Raw genomic sequence first — 18,407 nt, forward strand, 5'->3', positions numbered from 1 at the left:
TCCTTATTTTTGTAAACAATTTCAAGGGAATATAACATGAAAAAGCCAAGTATAGCACCATCACTTTTAGCTGCAGATTTTGGAAACCTTCAGCGTGATGTAGAAATGGTGAACGCAAGTGAAGCAGAGTATCATCATATCGATGTTATGGACGGCGTTTTTGTTCCAAACATTTCATACGGTATGCCTGTGGTAAAGGCAATTCAAAAAAGTGCCACGAAGCCACTAGATGTGCATTTAATGATTGTAGACCCCGACCGTTACATTGAAGAATTTGCCAATTTAGGAGCCAGCATATTAACGGTGCACTATGAAGCATGTACTCATTTACATAGAACATTGCAGGCCATTAAAGCTCATGGTATGAAAGCTGGTGTCGCCTTAAATCCGCATACCAATATAATGCTGTTAGAAGACACCATTCAAGACATTGATGTCGTATTGATTATGAGTGTTAATCCTGGTTTTGGCGGACAATCATTTATTGAACATACGTATGAAAAGGTTAAAGCTTTAAAAGCTTTAATCCAAAGAAAAAATTCATCTGCTTTAATAGAAATTGATGGAGGTGTAACCACAGCGAATTCACAAAAATTAGTTGATGCAGGTGCCGATATATTAGTTGCAGGTAGCTTTGTTTTTAAAAGTACAGATCCAATAAAAACAATAAAAGAATTAAAGGGATGAAAACTGGATTTGATGTCGTTATCATAGGTGGAGGACCTATAGGGATAGCATGTGGCTTAGAAGCAAAGAAAAATGGCCTTAGCTACCTTATCTTAGAAAAGGGGCCTATTGTAAATTCCCTTTTCCACTACCCAACTAACATGCAGTTTTTCTCATCTTCAGAAAAACTGGAAATCGATGAAATTCCCTTTATTAGTAAAGAAGCTAAACCGAAAAGAGACGAGGCTTTAGAATACTATAGACGTATAGTAACGTCTAACAAGTTGAATATTCATTTGTTTGAAAAAGTTGAGGACGTTAAAAAAAATGATGAAACCTTTATCATAACTTCTGAAAAAAACACGTATACCGCTCAACAAATTGTAGTTGCTACAGGCTTTTACGACATTCCTAACTTATTGAATGTACCCGGCGAAAATTTGGATAAAGTGGTTCATTATTATGACAATCCACATTACTACTCAGGTCAAAAAGTAGCCGTTATAGGTGCTAGTAATTCAGCTATTGATGCTGCGTTAGAGTGTTGGCGAAAAGGTGCTGAAGTTTCATTGATTATTCGCGGCCCTGAAGTTGGGCAACGCGTAAAGTATTGGGTTCGACCAGATATTGTTAATAGAATTGAAGAAGGTAGTATTAAAGCCTATTACAATACTACCGTTAAGGCCATAACAAAAAACACTATACTTTTAGCTACACAAGACCAAGATGTTGAAATTGACAATGATTTTGTTCTAGCGCTTACGGGGTACAAACCTAATTTTAGTTTTTTAAAAATGTTGGGGGTCAATATTAGTAATGACGAGAAAAAATTGCCAGAGTACGATCCAGAAACGATGGAAACCAATGTAAAAGGTCTTTACTTGGCCGGAGTTATTTGCGGCGGAATGGAAACCCACAAATGGTTTATTGAAAACTCTCGAATTCATGCTAAAATAATCATTAAGAATATAATCTCAAAATCCGTTACCCCTTAGATAGTCAATATCACAATTTATAAAATCAACTATAATATTAAAAGCCACATCTTTTACATGTGTGGCTTTTGTACTAGTGACCTCAAATGGATCACGATATCTTTATTTAGTTTTTCTTAATTTAATCTAACTTTATTTGGGACAATAGCATAAATCCCTTATTTATACTAAATAACAAACCCATATCTTTAGTTATGTCGATATTTGACCTACTAAGAAATCTGTTGTTCCGAAGTAATAAAGAGAGAATAGAAAGGGTTCAGGATTTACTATTTGGATTAGCTAATATTTATTTAATTTCTTTGATATTTTAATATGGACATTTTTGATACGGATAATTGGTCTGGATTCTCATTATATTGGATTATGGCTTGTATAATAGCCATTCTTTTACCTTGGTTAGCTCACCGATTCAGACATAACTATATATTGGATATGGATGGAATGTATGCGAGACGTAAATTTTATCTCGGTCTTTGGACCTTTGTAATGATCGCAGCATGGTTTATTGAATACCTATTGGGTAAATACTAAAGCTTATAACATCAAACAAACCCTACTCTATAGCCTTTTTGCAAAACAATCACAATTTTGATTTTACTTCATAGATTACGAATGAAAAATGATTCAAAAAGTGACACACTAAAAAAAAACGCAATAACCCTTATATCAGATTAATGCGTTTTTATGTTGTGACCTCGAAGGGATTCAAACCCCCAACCCTCAGAGCCGAAATCTGATGCGCTATTCAGTTGCGCCACGAGGCCATTTTACTTCAGTATTTAAATTAAATACTAAGACTTAAGATAATTTCTTTTTAACAATGGTAGATATTAATTTACCATCGGCTTGACCGGCTAATTCTTTAGATACAATACCCATTACCTTACCCATATCCTTCATACCTGAAGCACCTATTGAATCAATAGTTTGTACCACTACTTTTTCCACTTCCTCCTCTGTAAGTTGTTCAGGTAAAAATTGTTCGATAACCGCAATTTGCGCCAATTCAGGATCGGCAAGATCTTGTCTGCCTTGCTCTATAAATATTGCAGCACTATCTTTTCTTTGTTTTACTAATTTCTGTACCAATTGTATCTCGTCATCTTCTGTTATTTCACCAGCACCGCTAGTACTTGCCATTAAGAGCGCAGATTTTATAGCTCTAAGTGATTCTAATGCAACCGTATCTTTGGCTTTCATAGCCAATTTTAATTGCTCCATTACTTTTTGCTGTAAACTCATAGCTTCCTTATTTTGGTCTGCGAAGATAAAAAATAAACCCGAAAACTAAGATAGTTTTCGGGTTTAAAAATAGTAGTTGTATGCTATTCCTAATCTACATTATCATGTAAAAATGAGTTATTTGAACGTAACTTAATATCATCGTTACTATCACCACTAAGTGATGTTCTAGAAATTTTACTTTCTCTAGGGTTTTCATTTAAATTCACCCCTTGTCTTTGGTATGCAGGTTTCTTTTCATCATAACTGCTTGGTGCGCTAGTTTTGAACTTGTAGTTGAAATCTTTAAGTTTTCTTCTACGCTCATCAGCTCTTTCACGCAATAACTCTTCTATAGGAGTTTCCATTGGATCTAATTGCTCTTCTGGGCGCACTTCTCTTTTTGGAGCTACAGTTCTTTTTTCAAATATCAATTCATCTTCAATAATCTTTGGCTCGAATTCTTCCGCTTTTGATTTTGCACCGGTCAATTTACTTTCCAACTGCATGTAATCATCTAAACTATAGCGTTTCTCACCATTTTTATTGTATTCTAAAACAGGTATGATTTCAATACTATCGTTTACATCTAAATCCTTTACTTCTTCATGTAAGTCAAAAGTGATTACGTTTTCCTTTTCTTCATCCTTCAAAGGCATATCGAAATCTATTGAAAAATCATCATCTTTTACTTTTTTAGCTTTTAATACTACTGGATCAACAACTTCAATATCCATAGCTGCTGAATCTACAATTACAAAATCATCTTCAGAAACGTTATGCGCTACTACTTCTTCATAAAAAACGTTGAAATTCTTGATGTAATTTGTAGTCGGTATCAAATCGAAATCTGCCTCATCAACAAACTCATATTTTTGTACGGGCTTAACTTCTTTAACTTCCTCCTCTTCTTCATCCATTTCCAAAGTGTGTACAGTTTTGGAATTGGACAGCAACATGGCCTCGGCACGTTGACCGTCTTCTAAGGTATGAATGATTTTTTTGGACTCCGTATTTACAATATCATCCTGTTGCTCTATATTAAAACCCGTGGCAATTACGGTTACGGCAATAGCCTCTCCTAAGCTTTCATCCTCGCCAACACCCATAATGATGTTTGCTCCATAACCCGCTTCGATTTGAATATGATCATTGATTTCTCCTATTTCATCAATAGTGATTTCTTGTGCTCCTGAAACAATCAATAACAATACGTTTTTAGCTCCTTGAATCTTATTGTCATTCAATAATGGAGAATCCAAAGCTTTCATAATTGCCTCATTGGCTCTTGCCGAACCAGATGAAATAGCAGAACCCATTATTGCAGTACCACTATTAGACAGTACTGTTTTAGCGTCACGTAAATCTATGTTTTGTGTGTAGTGATGTGTTATAACTTCTGCAATACCTCTAGCTGCGGTTGCCAATACTTCATCAGCTTTTGAGAAACCAGCCTTAAAACCAAGGTTACCGTATACTTCTCGTAATTTATTGTTATTAATGACGATCAGCGAATCGACATTTTTTCGCAATTTTTCAATACCACGTTGTGCCTGTTCAACTCGCATTTTACCTTCGAATTGAAACGGCATGGTAACGATACCTACAGTTAGAACATCCATTTCCTTTGCAAACTTGGCAATTACGGGAGCAGCACCAGTTCCTGTTCCCCCACCCATACCAGCAGTAATGAAAATCATCTTTGTTGTTGAATCCAACATCGATTTAATCTCTTCCATACTTTCCATGGCAGCTTGTTCGCCAACTTCAGGATTGGCACCAGCACCCAAACCTTCTGTTAATGATACACCTAATTGTATTTTGTTTGGCACAGGACTATTGTCCAAAGCCTGTGAATCTGTATTACAGATTACAAAATCAACTCCGTTTATTCCTGCCTGGAACATGTGATTTATGGCATTGCTACCACCACCACCTACACCGATGACCTTTATAACGTTGCTTTGATTCTTTGGAAGATCAAAAGAGATATTATCGAATTCGCTGTTCTTACTCATAATCTAAATTATTACTGGTTATGTATATTCTTACTATATGCTTTTTACTCTGCGTTGTCTAAAAACTCTTTCAACTTTTCAGACCATTTATCAAAAACAGATTTTCTTTCCTTGTACATTCTGTTCTTATTTTCGAACTCATCTTCTTCAACACCGGCAAATGCTTCTACTTCTTCTTGTTCTGTTTGCAAAAACTCTTCAGATACTTGAGATTTCTTCTTAATATTTTGAAGCTTCTTCTCGTTCTTAATTGCATTCATTAAAAGTCCGACAGCTGTAGCGTATAAAGGACTAGCAACTTCTTCGTCTGAATCACCTGCTAAATGCTCGTTCGGATAACCTATTCGGGTATCCATACCTGTTATATATTCCACTAATTGCTTTAAATGTTTTAGTTGACTACCGCCACCTGTTAAAACAATACCCGCAATTAATTTTTTCTTTTGCTCTTCATGACCGTAATTTTTAATCTCCACATAGACTTGTTCTATGATTTCAACAACACGTGCATGAATTATTTTAGACAAATTCTTTAAAGAGATTTCTTTTGGCTCTCTACCTCGTAAACCCGGAATAGAAACAATTTCATTATCCCTATTCTCACCTGGCCAAGCCGAACCAAATCTTGTTTTCAATAACTCAGCCTGCTTCTCAATAATAGAACAGCCTTCTTTGATATCTTCGGTTATTACACCTCCACCAAAAGGAATAACCGCAGTATGCCTGATAATACCATCTTTAAAAATGGCCAAATCAGTAGTACCACCTCCTATATCGATTAATGCTACACCTGCTTCTTTCTCTTCTTGACTCAATACCGCATCAGATGATGCCAATGGTTCTAGCGTAATATTTCCTAAATCTAGGCCTGCACTCTTAATACAACGACCTACATTTTTTATAGAAACTACTTGCCCTACAACAACATGAAAATTCGCTTCTAATCGGCCACCATACATACCGATAGGCTCCCGAATTTCTCCTTGGCCATCAACCTTATATTCTTGTGGTAATACGTGAATTATCTCCTCACCAGGAAGCATAATCAATTTGTGCACTTGATTAATAAGGATATCTAAATCTTCCTCATTGATTACTTCTTCAGAATCTTTTCGAGTAATGTAATCGCTGTGTTGTAAACTTCTAATGTGCTGACCAGCGATACCTACCACTACCGAACCAATTTTAAGCCCAGAATTAGCCTCAGCTTCTTCTACCGCTTGTTGTATCGATTTAATAGTTTGGGTGATGTTATTTACAACACCTCTATGTACACCTAAACTTTTGGATTTACCGATACCCAAAATCTCAATCTTACCGTATTCATTTTCCTTACCGATAATGGCAACGATTTTCGTTGTCCCAATGTCTAGACCGACTGAATATTTAGTTTGTTCCATTTTTATTAAATTTTAGTGCACACCACCTGGTTATTGAATTCTAAACTTACTACCGCATAATCCTCCAAGGTCTCATCCTTGTTCGCTTTGGCATAAAACGCCTTAAAATTGCTGAACTTCGTATCCAAATCTTCAACACCACCTAAGTTCACTACAAAATTGTTAAGCCTTAATCGCAATTGATACTCATTTTCACCTTTTATGTGAATACCGATTATCGTTTTACGAAAAAAATCGTCTTTGTTAATATGCTCCAATATGACATAGACATCCTCAAGGCTTTTACCACTGATATTGCCTGTTATTATGGGAACTCTTGCTGAGTGATTATTAGAAAGTGGCATTCTCTTTCCTTCATCATCCAGATAATACTTTTTGTCCCCTTCTATGCGTCCGATTGGTTTCCGTTGAACAATTTTCGACGTAAGCTCACCATCTATTGTTAGATAGACTTGGGCACTTTTCACCATTTCATTAGCCTCAATGGCTTTTTCTATAGTATTCAAAACTATATTTTCTTTAGGGACATTTTTGAGGCTACCGTATTTTTGTATTAACAATTTATTAACCGTCCCTTCGGTCAGGTATAAATTCTCATCACCTATGAACTCCACCTTCATACCGGCAACGTTCTTAGCGCTATTTCGACCATTCGAAAAAGCATATAACCCCGTGATTACCAGAATCAAAGCGGTCAACTTTAAAAAATTCCAATTAATCTGCATACGATAGTTCATTTTTAATTTTCATTACTTCTAAACCAATATCTCCAGCTCCCATGGTCACTAAAACTTCCGGATTCTGTATTTTAATTTCAGAAATGATTTGTTCCTTTAAAATTAATTTTTTATTAGTGCTTGTTATTTTTTCTAGCAACCATTGTGAATCTATTCCTACAATTGGTTCTTCCCGTGCAGGATAGATATCTAACAACAAAATATTTTCGAATTGAGATAAGCTTTTTGCAAAATCATCGGCAAAATCCCGTGTTCTTGAAAATAGATGTGGTTGAAAAATGGCCAATACTTTTTTATTCGGATGCATTTCTGAAATCGCTTCAAAAACTGCATTGATCTCTGTTGGATGATGGGCGTAGTCATCTATAAAAATAAAATCATCATTTTTAATTTTATAGGAAAAACGTCTTTGCACACCTTTAAATGTTGCTAGTGCTTTAGCAAGGCGATGCGGTGGGGAACCTGCTTGCATCGCCATCGCAAAAGCTACCAAACCATTAAGCAAATTATGCCTTCCTGGTTTGTTGAATTCAACCCCTTCTAGTTTGAGGTCAGGGGTCTCCAAATCGAATATGTAGGTGCCATGTTCTATTTTTATGTTCCGGATGCAATAATCCGAATCGTCTTCAATACCATAGGTTAGCCCTTCTAAAGGCAAACCATTACGAACGAATAATTTTCCGCCCGGTTTCAATCGTTTTGTAAAATCAACAAACGTTCGCTCCAATTCTTGTGCATCACCATAAATGTCTAAATGATCGGCATCCATAGAGGTTACACATGCGACATTGGGTGTTAACTGCATAAACGAACGATCAAACTCGTCTGCTTCTACCACAGAATAGTCGGTGCCTTCCAACAGAAAATTGCTATTGAAATCTTCCGAAATCCCTCCTAAAAAAGCCGTCAGTTTAACACCGGTTTCTTTTAGCAGATGCGCTAGTATACTTGATGTGGTGGTTTTACCATGCGTACCTGCCACAGCAAAACAGAACGAATCTTTTGTAATTAAGCCCAAGACCTCTGAACGTTTCTTAATCACAAATCCCTTCGCTAAAAAATACCGATACTCCGAATGACTTGATGGTACTGCCGGAGTGTATACGATCAGTGTATTTTCAGGATTTTTAAACTCATTAGGTATTTGCTCTACATCATCACTATAATGAATGGCAATGCCAGAATTTGATAATTCTTTTGTTAATGGGCTTTCTGTTTTATCATACCCAGCAACCGTTTTATTTATGAAAGCAAAATAGCGAGCTAGGGCAGACATACCAATGCCTCCTATACCTATAAAATACACTCTATGTATTTGCTCTAAATTCATTTTACTTTAATAATTTTTCAATTTCATCACAAATATCTGCGGTTGCATTCGGTAATGCCAACGCTTTACTGTTCTTTGATAATTCTGCCTGCTTTTCAGGTGAATTAAATACTGCTTCAAACGCTGACTTAAACTGCTTGTCTAAATCGTTCTCACGTATCATAATTGCCGCATTATGACCTACCAGCGACAAGGCGTTTTTTGTCTGGTGATCTTCAGCAACAACTGGTGAGGGAATAAAAAATGTAGGCTTCCCTACCAAACATAATTCTGACACCGCTCCTGCTCCTGCACGAGAAATGATGAAATCGGCAGCTACATAGGCCTTATCCATAGAATTCAAAAATGCATGCACTTTTATCGTTTCAGACTGATTTGATTTATACGTTTCATAATACCCTTTTCCACATTGCCATATTACTTGCAATCCTAATTCTTCAAAATATGCTAAATGGTCTGCTACGAGTTGATTAATGCGTCTAGCGCCTAAACTACCACCCAATACCAACAGTGTTTTCTTTTTTGGGCTTAGATCAAAATATTCTAATGATTCACTTTTGGTTACTTTAAGCTCCACCAAATCTGAACGCACAGGATTTCCTGTCTTTACAATTTTATCTTTCGGGAAAAACTGTTCCATGCCATCATATGCCACACAGATTTTCTCCACTTTATCCTTTAATAGTTTATTGGTTATACCAGCAAAAGAATTTTGTTCTTGCAGCACACATGGTATCCCTTTTACGGTAGCCATTTTTAACAACGGGCCGCTCGCAAAACCACCAGTACCAATTACGACATGGGGTTTAAACTTCGATACGATGCTGTTTGCTCTCATTAAACTACTTATCAATTTTATCGGAAACAGTAAATTTTTAAGGGTCAGTTTCCGTTGTATCCCCGTAATCCACAATCCTTCGATTTTATACCCGGCTTGTGGCACTTTTTCCATCTCCATTCTATCCTTAGCGCCTACGAACAAAAATTCGGCATCAGGATGTCTTCTTTTCAATTCATTTGCTATGGCTATCGCCGGATAAATATGTCCACCGGTTCCGCCACCCGATAAGATGAACCTATAACTGCCCACTTAAAATCTCTAAAGGGTTCGTTTCATCTATATCATGTGCAGAAGTACCCTCCTGCGCTATACTCTTATTACTTGCACTCAATATAATCCCTATAGCCAAACAGGTCATCCAACTAGATGTACCACCACTACTGATCAAGGGTAAATTCTGTCCTGTTACCGGGAACAACTCTACAGCCACTGCCATATTGATCAATGCCTGAAACACAATCGGCAAGCCCACACCCAATACCAATAACTTACTAAATATAGAAGTAGCGCCATTGGCGACCACCACTATACGGAAGAGTAAAAACAGATAAAAGAACATTAAAGCAAAACCACCTATCAATCCATATTCTTCAACAATAATGGCATAAATAAAATCTGATGAACTCTGTGGTAGAAAATTCTTTTGTATGCTTTTGCCAGCGCCTTTACCAACAATACCACCTGTTGCTATCGCTATTTTCGCTTTTTCTATTTGATAATTGGCTTCTGTATCTTCAGGGTTCGAGAAACTATCGATACGGCTCATCCAAGTATCCACCCTATTCGGAAATAAATCTGGAAACGCCTTTGCCGTCAAAATGAAAATAGTGAGACAAAGAACTCCTGTACCAACAATTCCAAATAAGTATTTCATAGGATATCCTCCCAAAAAACACAAGATCAACACCATAGAGAAAATGATGGCAGCAGTGGAAAAGTTAGCGGGCAAAATGAGTACGACCACCAAGAAAACGGGTAGCCATAACGGCACTATGCTCTCTTTAAACGTAATGGCAACATCCCTAACCTTAGAAAAATAACGCGCCACATAAATCATTAAAACAACAGCGGCCAAATTTGAGGGTTGAAACCCGAACCCCACAAACGGAAGGCGGATCCATCGACTATCATTGGTTCCTCCGTCAGAAGTTCCTTGTGCCAAAACAAAGACCAGCAGAACCAAAACAATCGGTAGGGCGATCATAGAAAGCCCCTTGAAAAAGTGAGTTGGGATTTTATGTACACCGTAAATAATACCAAAACCTAAAAACAATAGAATAGCATGTTTCACTAAATACCCTACAGTAGTGCCACTGCCCACCACGTACACCAAGTTACTACTAGCACTGTACACTGGTAAAAATGAGAATAAGGCCAGAAGCGCCGCAATGGCCCAAATAGCTTTATCTCCTTTTATATTTTGCAGTATATTCAACACCTTATAGGTTCTTTACACAGTTCTTAAATTGATCTCCACGATCTTCATAATTTTTAAACAAATCGAAACTTGCACAAGCTGGCGACAACAAAACGGTATCTCCACGTTCGGCAATTTTATAAGCCACTTTCACAGCCTCTTCCATTGCAAATGTTTCTACTAAAAGATCCACTGCGTTACCGAATACATGTTTAATTTTCTCATTATCCTCACCCAAGCAAATTATCGCTTTTACTTTCTCACGTACCAAAGGCATCAATTCCATATATTCATTGCCTTTATCTACTCCACCTACGATCCAAACCGTTGGTGTTTTCATACTATCTAAAGCATAATAGGCCGCATTTACATTAGTTGCCTTTGAGTCGTTTATATACTCTACATGATGTATTTTCAAGACCTTTTCCAAACGGTGGGGAGCCCCTTGAAAATTTGACACACAAGCTCTTATCGTTTCTTTACGGATACCAACCAATTTTGCAATAGTGGCCGCTGCCATGGTGTTCTTTACATTGTGTTGACCTTCTAAGGCCAATTCGTCTTTAATCATGCTAATAGTGTCTGTGGTTGTTTTTATTATTATCTTATTTTGTTCTATAAATGCACCTTTTTCAAATACTTTGTTCAATGAAAAAGGCATTAATTTTGATTTAACTGGGTGCTCTTTGAGCCATTTTACCAAAACCGTATCATCTGCATCATATATCAAATAATCGTTTTCGTCTTGGTTCTCCGCTATCCTGAATTTTGAAGCGATGTAGTTCTCAAATGAATACTCGTACCGATCTAAATGATCTGGCGATATATTCGTAATCACGGCGATATGTGGTTTAAAATCCACAATACCATCCAATTGAAAACTGCTTATCTCGAGCACGTAATACTCAAAATCATTTTCTGCGACCATCTTCGCATAACTATCACCAATATTACCTGCCATACCCACCTTTAGTCCGCCATTTGCGAGTATGTGGTTCGTAAGCATGGTAGTGGTCGTTTTACCATTACTTCCTGTAATACCAATGATTTTAGCATCGGTATACTTTGACGCAAATTCAATCTCTGATATTACGGGAATGCCTTTCTCAACCAACTGCTTCACCAAGGGTACCTTATCGGGTATTCCCGGACTCTTCATTACTAAGTCGGCTTTTAAAATGCGGTCTTCAGAATGCTTCTCTTCTTCCCAATCAATTCCAAAATGTTCAAGAACGTTTTTATACTTCTCTTTAATTTTTCCTTTATCGGATACAAAAACCTCATATCCTTTTTTTAATCCTAAAATGGCTGTTCCTACTCCACTTTCTCCTCCTCCTAGAACTACCAACAATGCCATTTATCTAATTTTTAGAGTCACTATACTAACAATGGCCAATAGAATACCTACAATCCAAAATCGTGTTACGATCTTACTTTCGTGATAACCCTTTTTCTGATAGTGGTGATGTAATGGTGACATTAAAAATATGCGTCTACCTTCTCCATATTTATTTCGAGTGTACTTGAAATAGCCTACTTGCAACATCACTGAAAGTGACTCGGCAAAGAATATTCCGCACAAAACCGGAATCAATAATTCTTTACGTACGATAATAGCAATCACGGCTATAACACCACCAATAGTTAAACTTCCGGTATCACCCATAAATACCTGGGCTGGGAAGGCATTGTACCATAAAAATCCTATTAAGGCTCCAACAAACGCAGTAATGAAAATCAATAACTCACCTACTCTTGGTATGTACATGATATCTAAATAATCCGAGAAAATAATATTACCCGAAACCAAAGCAAATATGCCTAGTGTAAATACAATAATTGCCGATGTACCTGCGGCAAGCCCATCGATACCGTCTGTCAAATTCGCCCCGTTAGATACCGCTGTTACGATTAAAATGACAATTGGAATAAACAGTAACCAAGCATATTCCTGCGCTCCTTCTCCCATCCAACCAATAAAATCACCATAGTCAAATTCGTTGTTCTTCATAAAAGGAACGGTAGTCATGGTCGACTTAATTTCTGCGCCTTTTACTTGTTCTACCGTATAATCTTTGGTGATAACCGATTTATCATGGTCACGCATGGTCACCTCTGGATGAAAATAAAGTACCGCCCCTACGATCAAACCCAATACAACCTGCCCAAGAACTTTAAACCTTCCTTTTAATCCGTCTTTATTCTTTTTGAATACTTTGATATAATCATCTAAGAAACCGATAACCCCCATCCATAACATGGTAAAAATCAACAGTATGATGTAAATATTATCTAATCGTGCAAATAATATTACAGGAATCAAAGTGGCCAAAATTATAATGATACCACCCATTGTAGGGGTACCCGCTTTTTGCTTTTGACCATCCAAACCTAAGTCACGAATACTTTCACCTACTTGCTGCTTTTGTAGAAAAAGAATGATGCGTTTACCGAAAGCTGTCGCAATTATCAAAGAAAACAAGATAGCCATAGCCGCACGGAACGTACTAAACTGAAACAGCGTAGCCCCGGGAAACTGGTATTGTTTTTCTAAATATTCGAACAGGTAGGTTAACATAGTTTTTTCATTAAAGCGTTTTCAAGCCAATGTTACTTATCTAGACTAATTAATAGCTCTTTTACAATTTTAAAATCATCGAAATCTATTCGTACTCCGTTGGTTTCTTGGTAGGTCTCATGCCCTTTACCTGCAACCAAAATAATATCATTATCGGCTGCTAATTGGCAAGCTGTTTTAATGGCCTGCTCTCTATTTTCAATCAATAGTATCTTTTTTACATTCTGCGGCTCAACCCCTGCTTCCATTTCTGCAATAATTTCAGAAGGGGACTCTGTACGAGGGTTATCTGAAGTAAAAATGACTTTATTACTCATTTCAGAAGCGATATTGCCCATTACCGGACGCTTTGATCTGTCTCTATCGCCACCACACCCCACAACGGTGATGACGTTTTCATTTCCAGTTCTCAACGTGTTGATTGTCTCAAGCACATTTTTAAGGGCGTCCGGCGTATGGGCATAATCAACTATAGCCGTAATTTTATTTTTTGATATATAATATTGAAACCTTCCATCTACACTATCCAACTCACTCAACAAGCGAAGGATTTCTAATTTCTCTAATCCTAATAACTCTGCAGTGGCATAAATAGCCAACATATTATAGGCATTGAATTGACCTATTAATTTAATCCACAGTTCGTTATCATTGATTTTCAATAACTGACCATCGAACTGGTTTTCTAAAACCTGTGCACGATAATCTGCATAATTCTTTAACGCGTACGTATATTTTCTTGCCTTGGTATTTTGCAACATCACCAAGCCATTTTTATCATCGATATTGGTCAATGCAAATGCTTTTTTCGACAACTGATCGAACAATATTTTCTTTGTATCGCGATACTCAGCAAATGTTTTATGATAGTCTAAATGATCATGAGATAGATTCGTAAAAATCGCGCCCTCAAATACCAAACCTTCTGTTCTTTTCTGATGAATACCATGCGAACTCACTTCCATAAAGCAAAATTCAACACCGGCATCGTTCATTAACTTTAAATGCTGATTGATGACCAATGCATCGGGAGTGGTATGTTTTGTTGGGTATTCCGTATCGTCTACCATTATTTTTATGGTGGACAACAACCCTACTTTGTAGCCAGCATTTTTAAATAACTGATATAATAAACTCGATACGGTGGTTTTACCATTGGTACCGGTTACGCCTACTAATTTTAAATTTTTTGAAGGCGTATCGTAGTAATTCGAAGCCATTAAAGCCAGGGCCTGATTGCCGTTTTCTACCTCAACATAGGTAACACCTTCTACCATATTCGTAGGTAGCTGCTCGCATATAATAGCTCGCGCACCGGTTGCCACTACGGCATCGATATAGTTATGACCATCGGTCAAGGTTCCTTTTATAGCTACAAAGGCATCCCCCGCTTTCACTTCTCTAGAATCGAAACGTACTGAAGCGATATCACAAGAGGTCGTACCACTAACTGCGGTAAGATGCACTCCATATAATATGTCCTTTAACTGCTTCATATTAATTCTAATACTATTTTCTTCACGGTTTTAATATCGGTTCCTTTAGAGATGGACTGGTGTTTTACCGTTCCATTCCCCTTCACCTCTACTTCTATTCCTAAATTTTCTAAAATTGCAATGGCATCCATACCGCTCATACCTTTTACATTTGGCACTTGCGCATATACCTGCTGGGCATTCTTGTAATAATTTTGGTAAGACGCATCAGTACTCGCAATCAATACATTTTTTACATCTACCTCACTTGTTAATGGTGATGTGGCATATACTTTTTGTGCTACGGATTTAAATACCGGACCTGATACATCGGCACCATAATACCCCACACTCTTGTCTGGCTTATGAATGACTACGATACAGGAGTACTTCGGATTGTCTGCTGGAAAATAACCTGCAAACGAAGAAATATATTCGTATTTATTCTTATCCTTAGAAACATAATTGGTTTGTGTGGTACCTGTTTTACCGGCCATAGAAAAGTTTTTCGAATACATGCCGTGGCCTGTACCATGCTTACTCTCTACTACATCCTTTAAAATCTTCTGTACTTTCTTAACCGTTTCTTGAGAACAGATTGCCGGATTCAATACTTTCTTATCGAACTTTTCAATAGTCTTGTCCCACTCCTTAACTTCTTTCAATAACCTTGGCTTCACCATTTCCCCATTATTCGCAATGGCATTATAGAATGACAATGTTTGCAATGGTGTCATAGACACCTCATAACCGTAAGCCATTTGTGCCAATGACAATCCTGACCAACCTTTGTCTCCAGGATACCTAAGTACCGGCTTGCCCTCTCCGCGAACCGGCAATCCTAATTCTTTATGGATGCCCATACTCATTAAGCGGTTCACATATTTCTCTGGATCGTTCTTGTAGCCATTGTTAATCATTTTGGCAAACGCCACATTAGACGATACTTCAAAAGCTTTGGCTACAGATATTTTACCATGTCCGCCACGCTTGGTATCTTTTACCCAGTGTCTATATATTTTCCAACTTCCCTTTTCAGTATCAATTACGGTACTGGTATCGACCACCTTGTCTTCTAGGGCCGCCACTAAATTCATTAACTTAAATGTAGAACCTGGTTCATGAGATTCGCCAATTGCGTAGTTCAGACGTTCGTAGTATTTACCTTCGGGTGTTTGACCCAAATTGGCGATTGCTTTTACTTCACCGGTCTTCACCTCCATTACGATTACTGTACCGTGGTCTGCTTTATACAGTTCCAATTGCTTTAATAAAGCATGGTGCGCAATATCTTGTATATTAATATCGATGGTAGAATACACATCATACCCATCTTTTGGCTCAATAATATTATCGTTACCGATAGGCTTCCAAAGTCCTTTTGCGATTTTTTGCTTGGCACGCTTTCCTTCTATCCCCCTTAAGTATTCACCAAAAGCACCCTCCATACCCACACGGGTACGGTAGCCATTTTCATCTACACGCTCATACCCAACACTACGTTCGGCAATTTTACCCAACGGATGCTCTCTTTTCGTTTTTTGCTCTATGATCAATCCACCTCTATAAGCTCCTTTATTAAATAGTGGGAAGGATTTCACAGCCATGTAATCGGAGTAGTCTAGATTTCGAACAATTAGCGCGTACCTATTTTTATTTTCCTTGGCTTTTCTAAGAATTTGTTGGTAATGAGAAGACGTATTACCGAATTGCTTCGCCAAGGCATCTGACAAGGGCTTTATATTTTGCTTAAAATCAATATCATTTACCGTAACGGCATCAAAACGAATGGTGTATTTAGAAACCGATGTTGCCAAAAGACTACCATCATCAGAATATAGATTACCCCTATTCGGTTCGATAGTAAAAATATGAGAGGTACGTGTTTCCGCTAAAGCTTTGTATTTTTCGCCATCTACAACTTGTATGGACACCAACTTAAAAAGTACGGCACCAGCGAACAGCACGAGAAATGCTGCTACAATATATAGTCGTTTAAGTATACTTTTTTCTGTTGCGGCCATTTATTCTTTCTCATTTAAAGATTTGACCCTAATTTTTTGTGGTGGCGTTTCTGAAGGATACAATCCTTTGTCAGATATCTTACCTGTAATGTTCGATTCTAGTTTCAACTGCTGCACATCTGACCGCATGTCTACAAACTCGTTTCTAAGCTCTTTTACTTCTTCGTTCAATAAAGCGATTTGGTGTACTTTCTGATCTGCACTATGCGAGCTACTGATCATTACCGTTGCCAAAAAAGAAATGAAAATGATGAACAGCCAATTCTTGGGCGAGTCTCCGCTCACCAAAAATTTGCCTTTCAACAGGTCTAAGACCCCAGTTTTCACTTTATTTTTCGTCATTACGCTCTGCTATTCTCAGTTTGGCACTACGCGCCCTGTTATTTAATTTTATTTCTTCTCGAGACGGAACTATCAATCCGCCAACTTTCTTTAAGGGTACTTCTATGTTTCCATAAAAGTCTTTCTCTGGCTCACCTTCAAACTGTCCGGCTCGTATATATCGTTTTACCAACCTATCTTCTAAAGAGTGATAACTAATTACACTCAGTCGCCCTTTCGGATTCAATAAATCTGGCACCTGCTCTAAAAACTCCTTGATCACTTCGATCTCTTGATTCACTTCTATACGAATCGCCTGATAGATCTGCGCCAAAATCTTATGCTGCTTATGCTCTGGCAAAAACTGCTTCAAGGCTTGTTTTAAAGCATCGGTCGTTCTTATCTCCTCAACTTCCCTATTTGCTACTAGTACTTTTGCCATGGCATTGGCGTTTCTAATATCACCATACTCGAACAATACCTTACGTAAATCATCATACGTGTATTTGTTCACCACTTCAAAAGCCGATAGCGTATTACGCTTGCTCATTCGCATATCCAAATCTGCATCGAATCGGGTAGAAAACCCTCTTTCGGCCTGATCGAACTGATGCGATGAAACTCCGAAATCCGCCAAGATTCCATCTACTTTCCGAATGCCATAGAACTTTAAAAACTGGGTGATGTACCTAAAATTTTCCGCTATTAGTGTAAATCGTGGGTCACCTAAGGTATTTGCCTGCGCATCTTCATCTTGATCAAAAGCGAACAATTTACCGCCTGCACCCAATCGTTTCAATATTTCTTTAGAGTGACCGCCTCCACCAAATGTCACATCTACATAAACTCCATTCTCTTTGATGTCCAAGCCATCTACCGATTCTTTCAGCAATACAGGATTATGATACATCTCCTTCAGATTTTTCACCCAACATTACGCGCTTGGCCAACTTCACTTTTTCCTCTTTCGTTGCACTGATCGATTTATCATATGCCTTCTTGTCCCAAATCTCTAAACGCTTTCCTATTGGCGCTATAACCACTTCTTTAGAAATGCCCGCCAATGAAATAATATCTTTCGGTATCAATAATCTACCGGTGGCATCTACCTCTACTTGTCGTAGGCCTGCCGTATACATTCTTATAAATTGTAGGTTCTCTTCATCGAACCTGCTCTTTTCGTTCAATTCTGCCATCACTCTGTGCCATTCGTATGCTGGGTACAGCTCTAAACATTCGCTCAGATATGATTTTTTAATAAAAAAACCGTCTTTCAGTATCGGAGCCACTTGATTACGCAAGGCAATAGGCAACATAATGCGCCCTTTAGCGTCTGCCTTGCAATTAAATGTCCCAAAGAAATAAATGTCCAAAATGGTCG

General features: G+C 37.7%; 17 protein-coding genes and 1 tRNA gene. 3 read left to right on the top strand and 15 right to left on the bottom strand.

Annotated elements, in window-relative coordinates; all coding sequences use genetic code 11:
- Window positions 1-36 precede the first annotated feature (36 nt).
- The 3 genes from rpe to BMY56_RS15955 all read left to right on the top strand — a co-directional run bounded on the left by rpe (window position 37) and on the right by BMY56_RS15955 (window position 2,195).
- Window positions 37-687: a ribulose-phosphate 3-epimerase gene (rpe, locus tag BMY56_RS15945; RefSeq protein ID WP_091626489.1), complete on the top strand. Its 651-nt coding sequence runs from the start codon at window positions 37-39 to the stop codon at window positions 685-687.
- Complete coding sequence (locus BMY56_RS15950; RefSeq protein WP_091626492.1) at window positions 684-1,661, top strand: YpdA family putative bacillithiol disulfide reductase; 978 nt, start codon at window positions 684-686, stop codon at window positions 1,659-1,661. Before rpe ends, BMY56_RS15950 begins: the two co-directional genes overlap by 4 nt.
- A gap of 315 nt (window positions 1,662-1,976) precedes the next feature.
- Window positions 1,977-2,195, top strand: coding sequence for a hypothetical protein (locus BMY56_RS15955; protein WP_091626495.1), 219 nt, complete (start codon window positions 1,977-1,979; stop codon window positions 2,193-2,195).
- A 159-nt stretch (window positions 2,196-2,354) separates the two neighbouring features.
- Here BMY56_RS15955 and BMY56_RS15960 read toward each other — a convergent pair.
- The 15 genes from BMY56_RS15960 to BMY56_RS16030 all read right to left on the bottom strand — a co-directional run bounded on the left by BMY56_RS15960 (window position 2,355) and on the right by BMY56_RS16030 (window position 18,399).
- Window positions 2,355-2,428: transfer RNA gene (locus BMY56_RS15960), tRNA-Arg, on the bottom strand.
- Window positions 2,429-2,462: 34 nt separating this feature from the next.
- Window positions 2,463-2,906, bottom strand: coding sequence for a GatB/YqeY domain-containing protein (locus tag BMY56_RS15965; RefSeq protein ID WP_091626497.1), 444 nt, complete (start codon window positions 2,904-2,906; stop codon window positions 2,463-2,465).
- A gap of 89 nt (window positions 2,907-2,995) precedes the next feature.
- Entirely contained in the window at window positions 2,996-4,903 is a 1,908-nt protein-coding gene (gene ftsZ / locus BMY56_RS15970) for a cell division protein FtsZ (protein WP_091626500.1), read from the bottom strand.
- 44 nt (window positions 4,904-4,947) lie between these two features.
- Window positions 4,948-6,303 carry a cell division protein FtsA gene (gene ftsA, locus BMY56_RS15975; RefSeq protein ID WP_091626502.1) on the bottom strand — a complete coding sequence of 452 codons (1,356 nt, stop codon included), beginning with the start codon at window positions 6,301-6,303 and terminating at the stop codon, window positions 4,948-4,950.
- Window positions 6,304-6,308: 5 nt separating this feature from the next.
- Window positions 6,309-7,028 carry a cell division protein FtsQ/DivIB gene (locus BMY56_RS15980; protein ID WP_091626505.1) on the bottom strand — a complete coding sequence of 240 codons (720 nt, stop codon included), beginning with the start codon at window positions 7,026-7,028 and terminating at the stop codon, window positions 6,309-6,311.
- Window positions 7,018-8,370: a UDP-N-acetylmuramate--L-alanine ligase gene (gene murC / locus BMY56_RS15985; RefSeq protein ID WP_091626508.1), complete on the bottom strand. Its 1,353-nt coding sequence runs from the start codon at window positions 8,368-8,370 to the stop codon at window positions 7,018-7,020. The genes BMY56_RS15980 and murC overlap by 11 nt, the downstream gene beginning before the upstream one ends.
- Window position 8,371: 1 nt before the next feature.
- Entirely contained in the window at window positions 8,372-9,460 is a 1,089-nt protein-coding gene (murG, locus tag BMY56_RS15990; RefSeq protein WP_091626511.1) for an undecaprenyldiphospho-muramoylpentapeptide beta-N-acetylglucosaminyltransferase, read from the bottom strand.
- Entirely contained in the window at window positions 9,447-10,649 is a 1,203-nt protein-coding gene (locus BMY56_RS15995; RefSeq protein WP_091626514.1) for an FtsW/RodA/SpoVE family cell cycle protein, read from the bottom strand. The genes murG and BMY56_RS15995 overlap by 14 nt, the downstream gene beginning before the upstream one ends.
- 1 nt (window position 10,650) lies before the next feature.
- Entirely contained in the window at window positions 10,651-11,985 is a 1,335-nt protein-coding gene (gene murD, locus BMY56_RS16000) for a UDP-N-acetylmuramoyl-L-alanine--D-glutamate ligase (protein WP_091626516.1), read from the bottom strand.
- Window positions 11,986-13,206: a phospho-N-acetylmuramoyl-pentapeptide-transferase gene (gene mraY / locus BMY56_RS16005; RefSeq protein ID WP_091626519.1), complete on the bottom strand. Its 1,221-nt coding sequence runs from the start codon at window positions 13,204-13,206 to the stop codon at window positions 11,986-11,988. It abuts the gene before it with no gap.
- 32 nt (window positions 13,207-13,238) lie between these two features.
- Window positions 13,239-14,702: a UDP-N-acetylmuramoyl-L-alanyl-D-glutamate--2,6-diaminopimelate ligase gene (locus BMY56_RS16010; RefSeq protein ID WP_091626522.1), complete on the bottom strand. Its 1,464-nt coding sequence runs from the start codon at window positions 14,700-14,702 to the stop codon at window positions 13,239-13,241.
- A complete protein-coding gene (locus BMY56_RS16015; RefSeq protein ID WP_091626524.1) occupies window positions 14,699-16,705 on the bottom strand; it encodes a penicillin-binding protein in 2,007 nt (668 codons plus the stop codon). Before BMY56_RS16015 ends, BMY56_RS16010 begins: the two co-directional genes overlap by 4 nt.
- A complete protein-coding gene (locus tag BMY56_RS16020) occupies window positions 16,706-17,047 on the bottom strand; it encodes an FtsL-like putative cell division protein (protein WP_394332506.1) in 342 nt (113 codons plus the stop codon). It lies immediately after the preceding gene.
- Window positions 17,034-17,936, bottom strand: coding sequence for a 16S rRNA (cytosine(1402)-N(4))-methyltransferase RsmH (gene rsmH, locus BMY56_RS16025; protein ID WP_091626527.1), 903 nt, complete (start codon window positions 17,934-17,936; stop codon window positions 17,034-17,036). Before rsmH ends, BMY56_RS16020 begins: the two co-directional genes overlap by 14 nt.
- Window positions 17,926-18,399: a division/cell wall cluster transcriptional repressor MraZ gene (locus BMY56_RS16030; protein WP_091626530.1), complete on the bottom strand. Its 474-nt coding sequence runs from the start codon at window positions 18,397-18,399 to the stop codon at window positions 17,926-17,928. Before BMY56_RS16030 ends, rsmH begins: the two co-directional genes overlap by 11 nt.
- Window positions 18,400-18,407: the final 8 nt, after the last annotated feature.

It is taken from the genome of Maribacter orientalis, from assembly GCF_900109345.1.
GTDB lineage: Bacteria > Bacteroidota > Bacteroidia > Flavobacteriales > Flavobacteriaceae > Maribacter > Maribacter orientalis.

Excerpts from the sequence above, each read along its gene's own strand:
- rpe (WP_091626489.1), top strand. The coding sequence starts at position 37 with ATGAAAAAGCCAAGTATAGCACCATCACTTTTAGCTGCAGATTTTGGA.
- BMY56_RS15950 (WP_091626492.1), top strand. The coding sequence starts at position 684 with ATGAAAACTGGATTTGATGTCGTTATCATAGGTGGAGGACCTATAGGG.
- BMY56_RS15955 (WP_091626495.1), top strand. The coding sequence starts at position 1,977 with ATGGACATTTTTGATACGGATAATTGGTCTGGATTCTCATTATATTGG.
- BMY56_RS15965 (WP_091626497.1), bottom strand. The coding sequence starts at position 2,906 with ATGAGTTTACAGCAAAAAGTAATGGAGCAATTAAAATTGGCTATGAAA.
- ftsZ (WP_091626500.1), bottom strand. The coding sequence starts at position 4,903 with ATGAGTAAGAACAGCGAATTCGATAATATCTCTTTTGATCTTCCAAAG.
- ftsA (WP_091626502.1), bottom strand. The coding sequence starts at position 6,303 with ATGGAACAAACTAAATATTCAGTCGGTCTAGACATTGGGACAACGAAA.
- BMY56_RS15980 (WP_091626505.1), bottom strand. The coding sequence starts at position 7,028 with ATGCAGATTAATTGGAATTTTTTAAAGTTGACCGCTTTGATTCTGGTA.
- murC (WP_091626508.1), bottom strand. The coding sequence starts at position 8,370 with ATGAATTTAGAGCAAATACATAGAGTGTATTTTATAGGTATAGGAGGC.
- murD (WP_091626516.1), bottom strand. The coding sequence starts at position 11,985 with ATGGCATTGTTGGTAGTTCTAGGAGGAGGAGAAAGTGGAGTAGGAACA.
- mraY (WP_091626519.1), bottom strand. The coding sequence starts at position 13,206 with ATGTTAACCTACCTGTTCGAATATTTAGAAAAACAATACCAGTTTCCC.
- BMY56_RS16010 (WP_091626522.1), bottom strand. The coding sequence starts at position 14,702 with ATGAAGCAGTTAAAGGACATATTATATGGAGTGCATCTTACCGCAGTT.
- BMY56_RS16015 (WP_091626524.1), bottom strand. The coding sequence starts at position 16,705 with ATGGCCGCAACAGAAAAAAGTATACTTAAACGACTATATATTGTAGCA.
- BMY56_RS16020 (WP_394332506.1), bottom strand. The coding sequence starts at position 17,047 with ATGACGAAAAATAAAGTGAAAACTGGGGTCTTAGACCTGTTGAAAGGC.
- rsmH (WP_091626527.1), bottom strand. The coding sequence starts at position 17,936 with ATGTATCATAATCCTGTATTGCTGAAAGAATCGGTAGATGGCTTGGAC.